Origin of the sequence: Streptomyces sedi (assembly GCF_006335015.1) — a bacterium.
GTDB classification, from domain to species: Bacteria; Actinomycetota; Actinomycetes; order Streptomycetales; family Streptomycetaceae; genus Streptomyces; species Streptomyces sedi.
Map to the genome: position 1 here is coordinate 190198 of NZ_VDGT01000008.1, position 15645 is coordinate 205842.

At 71.9% G+C, this 15645-nt stretch carries 12 protein-coding genes; 9 read left to right on the forward strand and 3 right to left on the reverse strand.

Features of this window, described 5'->3' with window-relative positions; translation table 11 throughout:
- Positions 1-69 precede the first annotated feature (69 nt).
- Positions 70-624: an SseB family protein gene (locus tag FH715_RS13135; RefSeq protein WP_139644703.1), complete on the reverse strand. Its 555-nt coding sequence runs from the start codon at positions 622-624 to the stop codon at positions 70-72.
- 115 nt (positions 625-739) lie between these two features.
- On the opposite strand from FH715_RS13135, the gene FH715_RS13140 reads away from it, so the two are divergent.
- The 3 genes from FH715_RS13140 to FH715_RS13150 all read left to right on the forward strand — a co-directional run bounded on the left by FH715_RS13140 (position 740) and on the right by FH715_RS13150 (position 5052).
- Entirely contained in the window at positions 740-2566 is a 1827-nt protein-coding gene (locus tag FH715_RS13140; protein WP_139644704.1) for an acyl-CoA dehydrogenase, read from the forward strand.
- A gap of 132 nt (positions 2567-2698) precedes the next feature.
- Complete coding sequence (locus FH715_RS13145; protein ID WP_139644707.1) at positions 2699-4006, forward strand: M18 family aminopeptidase; 1308 nt, start codon at positions 2699-2701, stop codon at positions 4004-4006.
- A gap of 227 nt (positions 4007-4233) precedes the next feature.
- The gene (locus tag FH715_RS13150; protein WP_139644709.1) at positions 4234-5052 is read left to right on the forward strand and encodes a maleylpyruvate isomerase family mycothiol-dependent enzyme; all 819 of its coding nucleotides are present in this window, start codon (positions 4234-4236) and stop codon (positions 5050-5052) included.
- A 110-nt stretch (positions 5053-5162) separates the two neighbouring features.
- On the opposite strand, the gene FH715_RS13155 is transcribed toward FH715_RS13150, so the two are convergent.
- The gene (locus FH715_RS13155) at positions 5163-6827 is read right to left on the reverse strand and encodes a protein kinase domain-containing protein (RefSeq protein WP_139644711.1); all 1665 of its coding nucleotides are present in this window, start codon (positions 6825-6827) and stop codon (positions 5163-5165) included.
- 232 nt (positions 6828-7059) lie between these two features.
- On the opposite strand from FH715_RS13155, the gene FH715_RS13160 reads away from it, so the two are divergent.
- From FH715_RS13160 to FH715_RS13170, 3 genes are all read left to right on the forward strand, one after another.
- Positions 7060-8703, forward strand: coding sequence for a protein kinase domain-containing protein (locus tag FH715_RS13160; protein WP_139644712.1), 1644 nt, complete (start codon positions 7060-7062; stop codon positions 8701-8703).
- A gap of 1 nt (position 8704) precedes the next feature.
- The gene (locus tag FH715_RS13165; protein WP_170184719.1) at positions 8705-9754 is read left to right on the forward strand and encodes a phosphotransferase; all 1050 of its coding nucleotides are present in this window, start codon (positions 8705-8707) and stop codon (positions 9752-9754) included.
- A 103-nt stretch (positions 9755-9857) separates the two neighbouring features.
- Positions 9858-10322 (forward strand): pyridoxamine 5'-phosphate oxidase family protein, encoded by a 465-nt coding sequence (locus FH715_RS13170; RefSeq protein WP_139644714.1) that lies wholly within the window; start codon positions 9858-9860, stop codon positions 10320-10322.
- A gap of 27 nt (positions 10323-10349) precedes the next feature.
- Here FH715_RS13170 and FH715_RS13175 read toward each other — a convergent pair whose 3' ends face one another.
- Positions 10350-11018 (reverse strand): response regulator, encoded by a 669-nt coding sequence (locus FH715_RS13175; protein ID WP_097231726.1) that lies wholly within the window; start codon positions 11016-11018, stop codon positions 10350-10352.
- Between the two features lie 416 nt (positions 11019-11434).
- On the opposite strand from FH715_RS13175, the gene pdhA reads away from it, so the two are divergent.
- Genes pdhA through FH715_RS13190 form a run of 3 tightly spaced genes read left to right on the forward strand, consistent with a single transcriptional unit; the run spans position 11435 to position 15247 of the window.
- The gene (gene pdhA / locus FH715_RS13180; protein ID WP_139644833.1) at positions 11435-12796 is read left to right on the forward strand and encodes a pyruvate dehydrogenase (acetyl-transferring) E1 component subunit alpha; all 1362 of its coding nucleotides are present in this window, start codon (positions 11435-11437) and stop codon (positions 12794-12796) included.
- A 1-nt stretch (position 12797) separates the two neighbouring features.
- Positions 12798-13778, forward strand: a complete 981-nt coding sequence (locus tag FH715_RS13185; protein ID WP_139644718.1) for an alpha-ketoacid dehydrogenase subunit beta — start codon at positions 12798-12800, stop codon at positions 13776-13778.
- Between the two features lie 26 nt (positions 13779-13804).
- Complete coding sequence (locus FH715_RS13190) at positions 13805-15247, forward strand: dihydrolipoamide acetyltransferase family protein (protein WP_139644720.1); 1443 nt, start codon at positions 13805-13807, stop codon at positions 15245-15247.
- The last annotated feature ends 398 nt before the right edge of the window (positions 15248-15645 follow it).

Sequence of the window (15645 nt, forward strand, 5' to 3'; positions counted from 1 at the left end):
AGTCAACTTTCGTCGAGGGGTGCCTAGCCACCCCGCCGCCGGGGCGGCGCGGGCCGGGTCGGCCGTGGGTCAGCCGTAGAGGCGGCGCATCGTGTACTCGACCATCTCCTCGACGGACTTGGCGTCCAGCACCAGCCGGTGCTCGCCCTCCATGTCCAGTGCGAAGCCGTACCCCGTCGGCAGCAGGTCCAGCACCTCGCCGCCGGTCACCGTGAAGTAGCGCGACTCCTTGCCGGCGTAGCGGCGCAGCTCCTTGAGTGAGGTGAAGAGCGGGATCACCGGCTGCTGGGTGTTGTGCAGCGCGAGGAAGCCCGGGTTCTCGCCGCGGGGGCAGTAGACCTTGCCGGCCAGGAAGGTGTCGTGGAACTCCTCGCTGGACATCGCCCCCGAGGTGTAGGCGCGCAGCGCGTCGGTCAGCGTGGGCGGGGCCTGCGGCGCCGCCGCCGGGGCGGCGGGGGGCTGCTGTTGTTGCTGCTCGGGGTAGTACTGCTGACCGCCGTAGCCCTCGGTGGCCTCGGGGCCGCCGGGGTAGGCACCGCCGTAGCCGTCCGTGGGCGGCGGCTGCGGGGGTTGGGTGCCATAGGGCTGCTGTCCGGGGTAGCCGGACTGGTCGTAGCCATACATGCGAGAAAGAGTACTGACTCACAGTTGACCGGTTTCCGCTTGCTTCTTATTACCAGCGGGTAGCATCATGGTTGCTACTGCCCGGTATCCACTCGTCAGCTACGGAGCCGTCGTCATGGGCCACTACAAGTCCAATCTCCGCGACATCGAGTTCAATCTCTTCGAGGTCCTGGGTCGGGACGCCGTCTATGGCAGCGGCCCCTTCGCAGAGATCGACACCGACACCGCTCGGAACATCCTGTCCGAGATCACCCGGCTCGCCGAGAACGAGCTGGCCGCCTCGTACGCCGAGGCCGACCGCACCCCGCCGGTCTTCGACCCGGAGACGCACACCGCGCCCGTTCCGGCCACTTTCCGCAAGAGCTACCGGGCGTACATGGACGCCGAGTGGTGGCGGATGTCCATCGGCGAGGAGCTGGGCGGCATGACCGCCCCGCGTTCCCTGATCTGGGCCGCCGGGGAGAACGTCCTGGGGGCCAACCCGGCGATCTGGATGTACGCCTCCGGCCCGAGCTTCGGCCGCGTCGTCTTCGACGAGGGCACCGAGGAGCAGGGCAAGATCGCCCAGCTGATGATCGACCGCGAGTGGTCGGCCACGATGGTCCTCACCGAGCCGGACGCCGGCTCCGACGTGGGCGCCGGCCGCACCAAGGCCGTCCGCCAGGAGGACGGCACCTGGCACATCGAGGGCGTCAAGCGCTTCATCACCTCCGGTGAGCACGACCTCACGGAGAACATCATCCACCTGGTGCTGGCCCGCCCCGAGGGCCACGGCCCCGGCACCAAGGGCCTCTCCCTCTTCGTCGTCCCCAAGTACGACTTCGACTGGGAGACCGGCGAGCTGGGCGAGCGGAACGGCGTCCACGCGACCAACGTCGAGCACAAGATGGGCCTGAAGGTCTCCAACACCTGCGAGATGACCTTCGGCGGCAACCAGCCGGCCAAGGGCTGGCTGCTCGGCGAGAAGCACGACGGCATCCGCCAGATGTTCAAGATCATCGAGATGGCGCGGATGATGGTCGGCACCAAGGCCATCGCCACCCTCTCCACCGGCTATCTCAACGCGCTGGAGTACGCGCGGGAGCGGGTGCAGGGCGCGGACCTCACCCAGTTCACCGACAAGAGCGCACCCCGGGTCACCATCACCCACCACCCGGACGTGCGGCGCTCGTTGATGACGCAGAAGGCGTACGCCGAGGGGATGCGTTCGCTGGTGCTGTACACGGCCAGCGTCCAGGACGACATCCTGGCCAAGGAGGCCGCGGGCGAGGACGCCTCCGCCGAGATCGCGCTCAACGACCTGCTGCTCCCGATCGTCAAGGGCTACGGCTCCGAGCGCTCCTACCAGCAGCTGGCCGAGTCCCTCCAGACCTACGGCGGCTCCGGCTATCTCCAGGAGTACCCGGTCGAGCAGTACATCAGGGACGCCAAGATCGACACCCTCTACGAGGGCACCACGGCGATCCAGGGCCAGGACTTCTTCTTCCGGAAGATCGTCCGCAACCAGGGCGTCGCGCTCAGCGGGCTCGCCGAGGAGATCAAGAAGTTCCTGGCCGAGGCGCCCGGCGGCGAGGAGCTGGCCGCGGCCAGGGAGCAGCTGACCCGCGCCGCGGGCGAGCTGGAGGCCCTGGTCGGCGTGCTGCTGACCGACCTGGCCGCCACGGAGAAGGACGTCCGCTCGCTCTACAAGGTCGGGCTCAACAGCACCCAGCTGCTGCTCTCCTCCGGTGACGTGGTCGTGGGCTATCTGCTGCTGCGCGGGGCCGCCGTGGCCGCCGCCAAGCTGCCGGAGGCCCCGGCCAAGGACCGCGCCTTCTACCAGGGCAAGATCGCCGCCGCGCGGCACTTCGCCGGCTCCGTGCTGCCGACGGTCGCCGTCGCCCGCTCCGCCGCCGAGGCCACCGACCTCTCCCTGATGGACCTGGACGAGGCCGCCTTCTGAGCGGTCCTTCCCGGTCCTGTTCCCCCACCGACACCGCCGTCCCGCTCCTCCCCTCGGAGTGGGGCGGCGGTCGTCGTTCCGGGCCCGGCCGCTGCCCGGGCCGGTCGGTGACGGCATTCGTATGCTGAGGGCATGAACGCTCCTTTTGACCGCGACCACACGGACGATCTGCTCGGCTTTCTCGCGGGTTCGCCCTCGCCCTACCACGCCGTGGCCAACGCGGCCTCCCGGCTGGAGAAGGCCGGCTTCCGCCAGGTCGAGGAGTCCGCCGCGTTCGACGGCGAGGCCGGTGGGCGCTATCTGGTGCGCGGAGGAGCGCTCGTCGCCTGGTACGTGCCGGAGGGCGCCGGGGCCGCCACCCCGTTCCGGGTCGTCGGCGCGCACACCGACTCGCCGAACCTCCGCCTCAAGCCGGTCCCCGACACCGGCGCCCACGGCTGGAAGCAGCTCGCCGTGGAGATCTACGGCGGCACCCTGCTCAACACCTGGCTCGACCGCGATCTCGGCCTCTCCGGACGGCTCGCGCTGCGCGACGGGCGGCAGATTCTGGTCAATGTGGACCGCCCGCTGCTGCGCGTTCCCCAGCTGGCGATCCATCTGGACCGCGGCGTCAACGACGGGCTGAAGCTGGACCGGCAGCGCCACATGACGCCGCTGTGGGGCATCGGGCAGCCGCGCGAGGGAGAGCTGGTCGAGTTCCTGGCGGCCGAGGCCGGCGTTCCGGCGGGCGAGGTGCTGGGCTTCGACCTGATGGCGCACAGCGTGGAGCCGCCGGCCTATCTGGGCCGGGACCGGGAGCTGGTGGCGGCCCCCCGGCTGGACAACCTGCTGTCGGTGCACGCGGCCGTCGCCGCCCTCGTCTCGGCCGCCGGCCGGGACCTCGACCACATCCCGGTGGTGGCCGCGTTCGACCACGAGGAGAACGGCAGCCAGTCCGACACCGGCGCCGAATCCCCGCTGCTGGGCCGGGTGCTGGCGCGCTCGGTGCACGCCAGGGGCGGTGACCTGGAGGACAGGGCGCGGGCGCTGGCCGGCTCGTTCTGCCTCTCCTCCGACACCGGGCACGCCGTCCACCCCAACTACGCGGAGCGCCACGACCCGGACCACCACCCGGTGGTCGGCGCCGGCCCGATCCTCAAGGTCAACGTGAACCAGCGCTACGCCACCGACGGCCGGGGCCGCGCGGTCTTCGCCGCCGCGTGCGAACGGGCCGGGGTGCCCTGGCAGTCGTTCGTCTCGAACAACGCCATGCCCTGCGGCACCACCATCGGCCCGATCACCGCCGCCCGGCACGGCATCGCGACGGTGGACGTGGGCGCGGCCATCCTCTCGATGCACTCGGCGCGCGAACTCTGCGCGGCCAACGACCCGTTCCTGTTGGCCAACGCCATGACCGCGTTTCTCGACGAGCGCGGCGGCGCCCCCGTCGGCCGTCCGTAGCGGGGCTGACGACGGGCTGTGGCCGTTCGGTGAAGAGCCGGGGGCAGGGTGGTTCCCGCGGGGGCGGGCGGCGGCGCACTGCACGGCGTCGTCGCCCAGGCCCTCTCGGTGGCTCAGGGCACCTCACTCGCCCTAGGATTCGTTGCTGATAAGCATTCACCGGCAATGCCGGCGCAGCGTACCGTGTGAACACACCCAACCGCGACGAAACCGCCACGAGGGGTCCCGTGACCGTGCATCCGAGCCTGCAACCGTCTGTCGATGCCTGGACCCAGTCCATCGAATCGATATCCGAGCTGGTGTCGTCGCTGGTCGAGGGGGAGTGGAACCGCCCTACGGAACGGGTGGGTTGGTCGGTCAGGGACGCGGTCTCCCACGTGATCGGCGGCGAGTGCGAGGCCCTGGGCGACCCCCGGCCGATCCACAGCCTGCCCCGCGACCTCTACCACGTCACCGACGAGACCAGCAGGTACCACGAGGTGCAGGTGGACGTCCGGCGCCACCACACCGGCCCCGAGATGACCAGCGAGCTGGAGTACACCATCATCCGGCGCTCCCGCCATCTGCGGAACGAACGCCGCAACGCCTCCGACGTGATCTCCCACCCGCTCTACGGCAAGCTCCCCCTCGGCCAGTACCTGCAACTGCGTGTCGCCGACGTCTGGGTGCACGAGCAGGACGTGCGCAGGGCGTTGAAGCAGCCGGTCACCCTCGACACCCCGGCCGCCCTCGTCGCCAGGGACGTGCTGTTGCAGCGGCTGCCCGGTGTGGTCGCCGAGGAGGTCCCGGTCAAGTCCGCCGTGGTCTTCGACGTCAGCGGCCCGGTCGAGTTCCTGCGCACGGTGCGCGTCGACGAGCAGGGCAACGGCTCGGTGGACAGCAGCCCTTCGCTGGGCCCGGTCGCCACCTTCACGTTGGACTGGGAGACCTTCACCCGGGTGGTCACCGGTCGGCTGCGGGGCCGGAGGGCCGCCGAGAAGGTCAAGGTCGAGGGCGAACGCGCCCCGGCCGACCGCATCCTGGCCGCGCTGGCCTCCCCATGGTGAGCGGGCCCTCCGTCGCACGACAGAGCGGACGGGGCGGGCGTTTCACGTGAAACGCCCGCCCCGTCCGCTCTGTCGTGGTCCGCGTCGGCGGAACGCCGGCCGGGGCCGGGTCAGTTGAGGGGTTCGAGCCCGGTGGAGACGACCAACTCGATGTAGAAGTCGTCGTCCTCGGGGTTGTAGGCGTCGTGCGCCTCCGGGTTCTGGCCGACCACCATGCCCTCGCCCTTGAGGACCTCGTCCTTGTAGGTGAGGTTCTCCTCGTAGGACCAGCCGGCGGCGCGGATGCACTCCTTGACCGAGTCGATGTGGACGTCGTAGAAGTCCGGCATCACGACGGCGCCCTCGTTCTCCTCCTGGTCCCAGTACTCGCTGGCGTGGGTGCACTTGGTGGCGTCGATGGTCTTCTCCGGGTCGCCCTCCTTGTAGCGGCGCTCGGGCTCCTCCTCGGACTCCCCGTCGTTGCCGCCGGGGGCCGCGACATCGGTGCTGTTCTCGCCGCTGGGGCCCGCCTCGGGCTCCTTGTCGTCGTCCCCGCTGTTGGTGACGACGACGATCGCCACCGTGGCGATCAGCGCGATGGCGGCCACCGCGGCGACCACCACCATCCACGTGTTGCTCTTGCCGGAGCCGCCACCGCTCGAAGGCCCGCCCGGCGAGGCGGCGTTCGGGTAGTGCGGCGAGTGCGGCGGGCCGCCGTGGCCGGTCACGCCGGCGGTGCCGGGCGACTGGTGCGGGTAGCCGTAGCCCGCCGTGCTGGGCGCGTACGGCGAGGCGGGGGTGGCCGGCGGTGGCGTCGGTGCGCCGAACTGGGGGAAGACGGCCTGGGAGACCGCGGCGCCGCTGTCGGAGGGGGCCTGCGCGTTCGGATTGATCTGCGGGGTGGACTGCGTCAGCGAACTGGCCACCGTCAGGCAGGCGTTCCGGAAGTTCTCCGCCGACGGGAACCGTTCGTTGGGGTTCTTCCGCAGCGCCTGCGCGACGATGGCGTCCAGCGCGGGCGGCACCGAGGCGTTGATGGAGGACGGCGCCGGCGGCTCCTCCTGGACGTGCGCGTAGGCGATCGCCAGCGGCGAGTCCGCGTCGAACGGCAGCCGGCCGGTGAGCAGCTCGAAGAGCATCACGCCTACCGAGTAGAGGTCGGAGCGCGCGTCGACGCCCCGGCCGAGCGCCTGCTCGGGGGAGAGGTACTGCGGGGTGCCGACGACCATGCCGGTCTGGGTCATCGCGGTGACCCCGGACTGCATCGCCCGCGCGATGCCGAAGTCCATGACCTTGACCACCCCGCGCCGGGTGATCATCACGTTCCCCGGCTTGATGTCGCGGTGGACCAGCGCCATCTCGTGGCTGATGTCCAGGGCGGCCAGCACGTCGGCGGTGATCCGGAGCGCCTTGTCGGCGGGCATCGCGCCGTAGCGCGCGATGTCCTCCTCCAGGGCGTCGCGCAGCGGCAGGCCCTCGATGTACTCCATGACGATGTACGGCACCTGGGCGCCGTCGACGAGGTCCTCGCCGGTGTCGAAGACGGAGACGATGTTGGTGTGCGCGAGCTTGGCGACGGACTGCGCCTCGCGCTTGAAGCGCTCCCGGAACGCCTCCTCGCGGCCCAGCTCGCTGTGCATGGTCTTGATCGCGACCTGTCGGTCGAGCACCGTGTCGTGCGCCAGGTGCACGGAGGCCATGCCGCCCGTGCCGATCTGGCTCCGAAGCTGGTATCGCCCACCGCCGACCGAGCGGCCACCCGGGAAGTCGGCAGGCCGCTGCGCGTGGTCACTCATCCGACTGATCCCCCTAGGGCGGTGTCGTTGTGGGACTGCACCACCCCGTCGCTGGGCGTGCCACACCGCGCATCATACGAACTACCTGTTCTACGTCCCCAGTCTGCCCCAGGGCCAGGGGACGTCAAGCACGTTGTCCGTTCCGTGACCGGCGGCGATGGACTCAACTTGTCAGCGCGACCCCGGAACGGGTTTGATGGCCGAGCGATCCAGCTAACTACGGCGAGGACTGATGGCACAGGTGCGAGGCGCTGCGGGCCCCGGCGACGAGGAGCCCGACCAGCCCGGCGACGAGGTGCCCGACGCGCCGGAGCTGTGGGGTAACAACGGCCTCGTCGGTGAGGGACGGTACCGGCTGACCAGGCGTCTTGGCCAGGGGGGCATGGCCGAGGTCTTCGCCGCCGAGGATGTGCGGCTCGGCCGCACCGTCGCGGTCAAGCTGCTCCGCACCGACCTCGCGCAGGACCCGGTCTCCAAGGCCCGGTTCACCCGCGAGGCACAGTCGGTCGCCGGGCTCAACCACCACGCGGTGGTCGCGGTCTTCGACTCCGGCGAGGAGCAGGTCGGCCGCAACGTCGTCCCCTACATCGTGATGGAACTGGTCAACGGCCACACCATCCGTGAGCTGCTGGTCGGCTCGGACACCCCGCCGCCGCCCGAGCAGGCGCTGGCGATCGTCTCCGGGGTGCTGGAGGCGCTGGCCTACAGCCACCACCACGGCATCGTCCACCGGGACATCAAGCCGGCGAACGTGATCATCACCGACACCGGCAGCGTCAAGGTGATGGACTTCGGCATCGCCCGCGCCCTGCACGGCGCCAACCAGACCATGACCCAGACCGGCATGGTCATGGGCACCCCCCAGTACCTCTCGCCCGAGCAGGCGCTGGGCAAGGCCGTCGACACCCGCTCCGACCTGTACGCGGTCGGCTGCATGCTCTACGAACTCCTCGCCCAGCGCCCGCCGTTCGTCGGCGAGACCCCGCTGGCCGTCGTCTACCAGCACGTTCAGGACCAGCCCAGGCTGCCGTCCGAGGTCTCCTCGGCGCCGCCGGAGCTGGACGGCCTGGTGATGCGCTCGCTGGCCAAGGAGCCCGACGACCGTTTCCAGACCGCCGAGGAGATGCGCGGCCTGGTGCAGTACGCGGCCAGGACGCTCGACGAGCACGGCAGCCACACCGGTGGCCTGTGGAACACCGGCGCGATCACCTCCGTCACCACCCCGCCGATGGGCACCCAGTCCCTCGCGGGGGCCAGGGCCGGCGGCAACACCCCGCCCACCGGACAGCTCACCGCCCCGCTGCTGCTGGGCGACCCGCGCGGCGGCGACGACGAGCCGCCCCGGCGCGGGGGTGGCCGCGGCAAGACGCTGCTCTTCGCGCTGCTCGCGGTCGTCGCCATCGGCACCGGCGTGCTGGTCGCGGCCCAGCGGGACAACGGCGACGGCGACAAGCCCGACCCCAAGCAGACCTCCGAGACCACCGAGGAGCAGACGGAGGAGCCGGAGGACGACGACGAGGAGGAGCCGGACGACCCGGTGCACACCGAGGACCCGACCGGCGACAGCGGCTGGGACAACGGGGAGGAGTGGGGCGACAACGGCTCCGGCAACGGCGGCTGGGAAGACGGCGACGACGACCTGCCGACCGACACCGACGAGCCCACCACCCCCGACGAGCCCACCGAGTCGGAGACCGACCCGGAGACCCCGCCGGAGGAGACCAGCCAGGGCAACGGCACCGAGGGCGACGGCGGCGACGACGGCGGTGACGACGCCGGAGCCGGCGGCGGCGAGTCGGGGAACCCGGCGGGCGGCACCGATCCGGGTGGCCCCGGGGGCGCCGCGGAGGGCAGCGAGGGCGACGCCACCCCCTGACGTGAAGCCCACCAGTCCGTTAAGGCCCACCCTTCCCCGCGCCACCCTCAGCGAGCTGCTGGGCCAGTACCGCGCCGGTGAGCCGCTCAGCTGCGAGCCGCTCACCGAGGGGCTGCTCAACCATGGCTACCGGCTGGCCACCACCCGGGGCCGCTACTTCCTCAAGCACCACCTGGACGGTGATCCCGGGGCGATAGGCCCGCTGGTCCGGCAGCACCGGGCGACCGCGGCCCTGGCCGAACTCGGCCTGCCCGTCGCCCCGCCGCTGGCGGACCGGATGGGGCGGACCGTGGCCGTGCACGCGGGCCGCTGCTACGCGCTGCATCCCTGGGTCGAGGGCCAGCACCGGGACGGGGCGCAGCTCAGCACGGACGAGAGCCACCGGCTCGGCGCGCTGCTCGGCCGGGTGCACCGGGCGCTGGAACAGGTGATAGGGCGTTCCCCCACCCCGGGCCCCGAGGCGCGCGCCGCCGCCACCCCCGTCGAGACCCACGCCGTGATCGACCAGCTGCTCGCCCACATCGGGGCCCGACCGCGCCGCACCGGCTTCGACGAGCTGGCCGAGCACCGGCTGCTGGAACGCAGGGCCCTGCTGCGCACGCACGCCCATCTGCGCCCGGGGCCGGCCGAGGTGCCGACGGAGGGATGGGTGCACGGGGACTTCCACCCGTTGAACCTGCTGTACCGGATAGAGGGGCCCGTGGAGCCCGTCGCCATCGTGGACTGGGACCGGCTGGGGGTGCAGCCGCGCGCGGAGGAGGCGGTACGCGCCGCGTGCATCTTCTACCTTCGCCCGGACGGCGGCCTGGCCCTGGGGAAGATCCGGGCCTACGCCGCCGCCTACCGCGCGGCGTCGGGCGCCTCCCCCGACGAGCTGGCCGCCGCCGTGCACCGGGTGTGGTGGGAGCGGCTCAACGACTTCTGGATGCTGCGCTGGCACTACGAACGCGGGGACCGGCGCGCCGACCCGCAGTTTCCGGCGGCGTCGGCGCTGGTCGTGTGGTGGACACGGCACGCCGCCGCGGTGCGCGGCGCGTTCAGCGGGGGCTGAGGGCCGCGCCGCCGGGGGGCGTCGGCGAAATGGGACAAAGGTCTCGTCACGTGGGGACCTCCCGCCCGTGTGGCGGGTGGGCCGGGCGGGCAGGGTGGAAGCCATGTTCCCCACGCCGGACCAGGACACCCCACGTCAGGAGCTGACCAGGGCGCTGCGGCTGCTGCCCCGCGTGCCGCACGGCCGGGCCGCCGCGTCGCGGCGGGCGATGCCGGTGGTGCTGCCGGCCAGCCATCTGGTGACGGGCGAGACATTGCTGCTGCGGGTGACCCACACGGGTGGTGACGTTCCGCCGTGGGACGGCACCGTGCTGGCCTACGAGGCGAACGACGACGGTCAGCGGCCGGGCGCGCCGGCCGCGTGGCAGGCGCAGGTGGTGGGCGTCGCCACCGTCGCCCACCCCGACCAGCGCGTGCGCGAGGCGTTCCCGCCCCCGCCGCGCTACGCGCGCCATCCGGAGGCCACCTATCTGCGGCTCGCGCCGCGCTACGCCTCGGTGCACGAGCCGGAGGCGTCCGCCCCCGCGCGCCCCTGGCTGCCACGGCCACGCGCCGGCGGCTTCGAGTAGCCGCCGGGCAGTAGCCGCCGGGCGCCCTCAGCGCCGCTTCTGCTCCTGGAGCCTGGCCACATAGGCCGCCGCCTGGGAGCGGCGCTCCATCCCCAGCTTGGAGAGCAGCGCCGAGACGTAGTTCTTGATGGTCTTCTCCGCCAGATGCAGCTCCTGGCCGATCGCCCGGTTGGTCAGGCCGTCGCCGATCAGGGACAGAATCCGTCGTTCCTGGTCGGTCAGTTGTGCCAACCGGTCGTCGTCGCTCTTCTCGTCGCCGCGCAGCCGTTGCAGTACCCGCTGGGTGGCGTCCGGGTCGAGCAGGGACTTGCCGGCCGCGACGTCCCGCACGGCCGAGAGCAGCTCGCTGCCCCGGATCGCCTTCAGCACATAGCCGGAGGCGCCGGCCATGATCGCGTCGAAGAGGGCCTCGTCGTCCGCGTAGGAGGTGAGCATCAGGCAGCGCACCGACTCGTCGCGGGAACGGATGTCCCGGCAGACCTCGACGCCGCTGCCGTCGGGCAGCCGCACGTCGAGCAGCGCCACCCGGGGGCGCGCGGCCGGGATGCGGTCCAGGGCCTCCGCCGCCGTCCCGGCCTCGCCGACGACCTCGATGTCGGGCTCCATCGCCAGCAGCTCGTGGACCCCGCGTCGCACGACCTCGTGGTCGTCCACCAGAAACACGGTGATCGCACCGTTTTCTCCGTTTTCAGGCACCTTGTCAGTTTTCCACAGGAGCCCCGCCCACGCCTTCCCGGGAAGCCGAGGCGCGGGTTAACGTGCGAGTTACCCGCTGCCCCGCAGGGCTTGGACCAGCGCATTCGACCCGGACGAGTCCGTTACTTGGAAATCCAGGTAAATGCGCAGGTCAGGGCTGCTATCGCGGGTTGTGGACCGGCTGGATACCGTGCTCTCATGAGGCGGACGACCGGGTGGGGCAGGGGGAACAAGGGAATCGCTCGGTTTCCGTCCGCCGCACCCACCCCGTGCGCCGTACGGACCGGGCGAACCGCACTGGTCGCCCGGCGGACCCCGGGGGCCGGACCGACGGAGGAACACGAGTGACCGTGGAGAGCACATCGCGCGACACCGCGCGCAGCACCACCACACAGGAGTCCACCGCCCGCCAACCCGTGGGGCGGACCCAGGCCCGCACGGCTGCGGGGAAGTCCACGGCCGGTAAAACCACGGCCGGCAAGTCCACGTCGGGCAAGGCGAAACCGACGGCGAGGAAGAGCGCGGCGGGGAACGCGACCGCGAACGGCGCCGCGAACGGGAAGCCACCGGCGAAGAAGGCCACCACCAGGAAGCCCGCGGCGAGCGGGACCGCCGCGAAGCCGGCGGCGAGGAAACCGGCGGCGAAGAAGCCCGCGGCCGGGAAGTCCCCGGCGCGGGGGACCGCCGCCCGGACGAAGCCGGCCGACGGCCCCGAGATGGTGCAGCTGCTCACCCCCGAGGGGGAACGGGTCGAGCACCCCGACTACCCGCTGACCGTCAGCCACGAGGAACTCCGCGGCCTCTACCGCGACATGGTGCTCAGCCGCCGCTTCGACGCCGAGGCGACCGCGCTCCAGCGCCAGGGCGAACTCGGCCTGTGGCCCTCCATGCTGGGCCAGGAGGCCGCCCAGATCGGCTCCGGCCGCGCGCTGCGCGCCGACGACTACGTCTTCCCCACCTACCGCGAGCACGGCGTCGCCTGGTGCCGGGGCGTCGACCCGACGCAGCTGCTCGGCATGTTCCGCGGCGTCAACCACGGCGGCTGGGACCCGAACAGCAACAACTTCCACCTCTACACCATCGTCATCGGCTCGCAGACCCTGCACGCCGCCGGCTACGCCATGGGCGTCGCCAAGGACGGCGGCGACGCGGCCGTGATGGCGTACTTCGGCGACGGCGCCTCCAGCCAGGGCGACGTGGCGGAGGCGTTCACCTTCGCCGCCGTCTACCAGGCACCCGTCGTCTTCTTCTGCCAGAACAACCAGTGGGCCATCTCCGAACCCACCGAACGCCAGACCAGGGTGCCGCTCTACCAGCGCGCCCAGGGCTACGGCTTCCCCGGGCTGCGGGTCGACGGCAACGACGTGCTGGCCGTGCTCGCCACCACCAGGGCCGCCGCCGAGCAGACGCGCAGCGGCCAGGGACCCGTGCTGATCGAGGCGTTCACCTACCGGATGGGCGCGCACACCACCTCGGACGACCCGACCCGCTACCGCCGCCAGGAGGAGCTGGAGTCCTGGGAGGCCAGGGACCCGATCCTGCGGCTGCGCCGCCACCTGGACCGGGAGGGCGCCGCCGACGAGGCGTTCCACTCCGAACTGGAGGCCGAGAGCGAGACGTTGGCCCGCCGGGTGCGGGAGGCCATCCGCACCATGCCCGACCCGGACCCGATCGCGATGTTCGACCACATCTACGCCGACGGGCACACCCTGGTGGACGAGGAGCGGGCCGAGTTCGCCGGCTACCTCGCCTCCTTCGCCGACCACGAGGGGAACTGACATGACCGTCGAGAAGATGGCGTTCTCCAAGGCGATCAACTCCGCGCTGCGCGCCTCCCTGGAGTCCGACCCCAAGACGCTGGTGATGGGCGAGGACGTCGGCAAGCTCGGCGGGGTCTTCCGGATCACCGACGGGCTCCAGAAGGACTTCGGCGAGGAGCGGGTCATCGACACCCCGCTCGCCGAGTCCGGCATCGTCGGCTCGGCCATCGGCCTGGCCCTGCGCGGCTACCGCCCGGTCGTCGAGATCCAGTTCGACGGCTTCGTCTTCCCCGCCTACGACCAGATCGTGACCCAGCTGGCCAAGATGCACGCGAGGGCGCTCGGCAAGGTCAAGCTGCCCGTCGTCATCCGCATCCCCTACGGCGGCGGCATCGGCGCCGTCGAGCACCACAGCGAGTCGCCCGAGGCGCTCTTCACCCATGTCGCCGGCCTCAAGGTCGTCACGCCCTCCACCCCGTCCGACGGGTACTGGATGCTGCGCCAGGCCATCGAGTGCGACGACCCGGTGATCTTCCTCGAACCCAAGGGCCGCTACTGGGAGAAGGGCGAGGTCGACGCGGAGGGCATCCCTGACGGGCTGCACACCGCCCGCGTCGCCCGCGCCGGCACCGACCTGACCGTCGCCGCCTACGGCCCGACGGTCCGCACCGCGCTCCAGGCGGCCAAGGCCGCCGAGGAGGAGGGCAGGTCGCTGGAGGTGGTCGACCTCAGGTCGCTCTCCCCGATCGACTTCGACACCGTCCAGCGTTCCGTCGAACGCACCGGACGGCTGGTGGTCACGCACGAGGCCCCGGTCTTCCAGGGCGTCGGCGCCGAGGTGGCCGCGCGGATCACCGAGCGCTGCTTCTACCATCTGGAGGCCCCGGTGCTGCGGGTCGGCGGGTTCCACGCGCCGTACCCGCCCGCGCGGCTGGAGGACGAGTACCTCCCGGGGCTCGACCGGCTGCTGGACGGCGTCGACCGCGCCCTGGCGTACTGAGGGAGAGGCTGAGGAGAGTCGTGACGATGGCTGCGGCACAACAACAGCGCTACCGCGAGTTCCGAATGCCGGACGTGGGCGAGGGGCTCACGGAGGCCGAGATCCTGAAGTGGCTGGTCCAGCCGGGGGACGCGGTGACGGACGGCCAGGTCGTGGTGGAGGTGGAGACCGCCAAGGCGGCGGTCGAGCTGCCGATCCCCTACGACGGGCTGGTCGGCGAGATCCTCTTCCCCGAGGGCAGCACGGTGGAGGTCGGCACGCCGATCATCACCGTGGACACCGGCGCCTCCGGAGGCGGTGCGGCGGAGCCCCCGCCCGCGCCCGCGCCCGCTTCCACTGCCGAGGAGCCGGAGGAGGACGCGAAGGAGCCGGCGCGCGAGCCGGTGCTCGTCGGCTACGGCGTCTCGTCGGCCAGCAGCCGGCGGCGCCCCCGCAAGGCGGCTCCGGCCCCGGCCGCCGCGCCCGCGGCGCCTGCGGTGGAGCCGGCAGCTCCCGAACCGGCGAACAACGGCGCTTCGCTGCCCGGGCGTTCGGGCGTGCTCGCCAAGCCCCCGGTGCGCAAGCTGGCCAAGGACCTCGGCGTCGACCTCGCCGCCGTGCTCCCCACCGGGCCGGGCAACGTGGTGACCAGGGACGACGTGCGCGCAGCCGCGAAGCCGGCGGCCCCGGCCGCACCGGCGGTGCCGGCGACGCCCGCGTTCGAGCCGTTCCCCGCCGCCGAGGGCGAACGGGAGAGCCCGGCCGTGGAACCGCAGTCGCTGGCCGCGATCCGCGAACGGCGGGTCCCGGTGCGCGGGGTGCGGAAGGCCACCGCGCAGGCGATGGTGGACAGCGCGTTCACCGCGCCGCACGTGACGGAGTTCGTCACCGTCGACATCACCAGGACCATCCGGCTGGTGGAACGGCTGAAGAGCGACCCCGACATGGCCGGGCTGCGGGTCAATCCGCTGCTGCTGGTGGCCAGGGCGCTCCTCGTCGGCCTGCGCCGGAACCCGGAGGCGAGCGCGGCCTGGGACGAGGAACGCCAGGAGATCGTCTACAAGGACTACGTCAACCTGGGCATCGCCGCCGCCACCCCGCGGGGGCTGCTCGTGCCCAACATCAAGGACGCCCACGCCAAGACGCTCCCCGAGCTGTCGCGGGCCCTCGGCGACCTGATCAGCACGGCGAGGGAGGGCAAGAGCAGCCCCGCCGACATGCGCGGCGGGACCGTCACCATCACCAACATCGGGGTCTTCGGCATCGACACCGGAACGCCGATCCTCAACCCCGGGGAGTCCGCGATTCTCGCCTTCGGCGCGATCAGGGACCAGCCGTGGGTGCACAAGGGCAAGATCAAGCCGCGCAAGGTGACGACGTTGGCGCTCTCCTTCGACCACCGGCTGATCGACGGGGAGCTGGGCTCCCGCCTCCTCGGCGACGTGGCGGCGGTGCTGGAGCACCCGAAGAAGCTGATCACGTGGACGTGACCGGGTAGGACGCATTGCGCCATGGGTGGCGGGGTGCGCTCGACTACGGTCCTTGCCGGTCTGGGTGGGTTGTCGTCCTCGCCCTGGTGTGGGGTTGCTCGCGCAGTTCCCCGCGCCCCTGGTTGTGGTGGGCGTGTTCGGCCAGGTGCGGGTTCACGCTCGGCCGGTGACGGCTGTTTGGGGGCGCGGGGAACTGCGCGGTGCATTCGTGGCGGGGTGCGCTCGACTACGGTCCTTGCCGGTCTGGGTGGGTGGTCGTCCTCGCCCTGGTGTGTGGTTGCTCGCGCAGTTCCCCGCGCCCCTTCGGGGCCGGTGGGCGGCTTGGGGGCGCGGGGAACTGCGCGGTGCATTCGTGGCGGGGTGCGCTCGACTACGGTCCTGGGTGGTTCGGGTGGGTT

What these genes read in the sequence shown, in the direction of transcription:
- FH715_RS13135 (WP_139644703.1), bottom strand. Translation starts at nt 624, where the DNA reads ATGTATGGCTACGACCAGTCCGGCTACCCCGGACAGCAGCCCTATGGC.
- FH715_RS13140 (WP_139644704.1), top strand. Translation starts at nt 740, where the DNA reads ATGGGCCACTACAAGTCCAATCTCCGCGACATCGAGTTCAATCTCTTC.
- FH715_RS13145 (WP_139644707.1), top strand. Translation starts at nt 2,699, where the DNA reads ATGAACGCTCCTTTTGACCGCGACCACACGGACGATCTGCTCGGCTTT.
- FH715_RS13155 (WP_139644711.1), bottom strand. Translation starts at nt 6,827, where the DNA reads ATGAGTGACCACGCGCAGCGGCCTGCCGACTTCCCGGGTGGCCGCTCG.
- FH715_RS13160 (WP_139644712.1), top strand. Translation starts at nt 7,060, where the DNA reads ATGGCACAGGTGCGAGGCGCTGCGGGCCCCGGCGACGAGGAGCCCGAC.
- FH715_RS13170 (WP_139644714.1), top strand. Translation starts at nt 9,858, where the DNA reads ATGTTCCCCACGCCGGACCAGGACACCCCACGTCAGGAGCTGACCAGG.
- FH715_RS13185 (WP_139644718.1), top strand. Translation starts at nt 12,798, where the DNA reads ATGACCGTCGAGAAGATGGCGTTCTCCAAGGCGATCAACTCCGCGCTG.
- FH715_RS13190 (WP_139644720.1), top strand. Translation starts at nt 13,805, where the DNA reads ATGGCTGCGGCACAACAACAGCGCTACCGCGAGTTCCGAATGCCGGAC.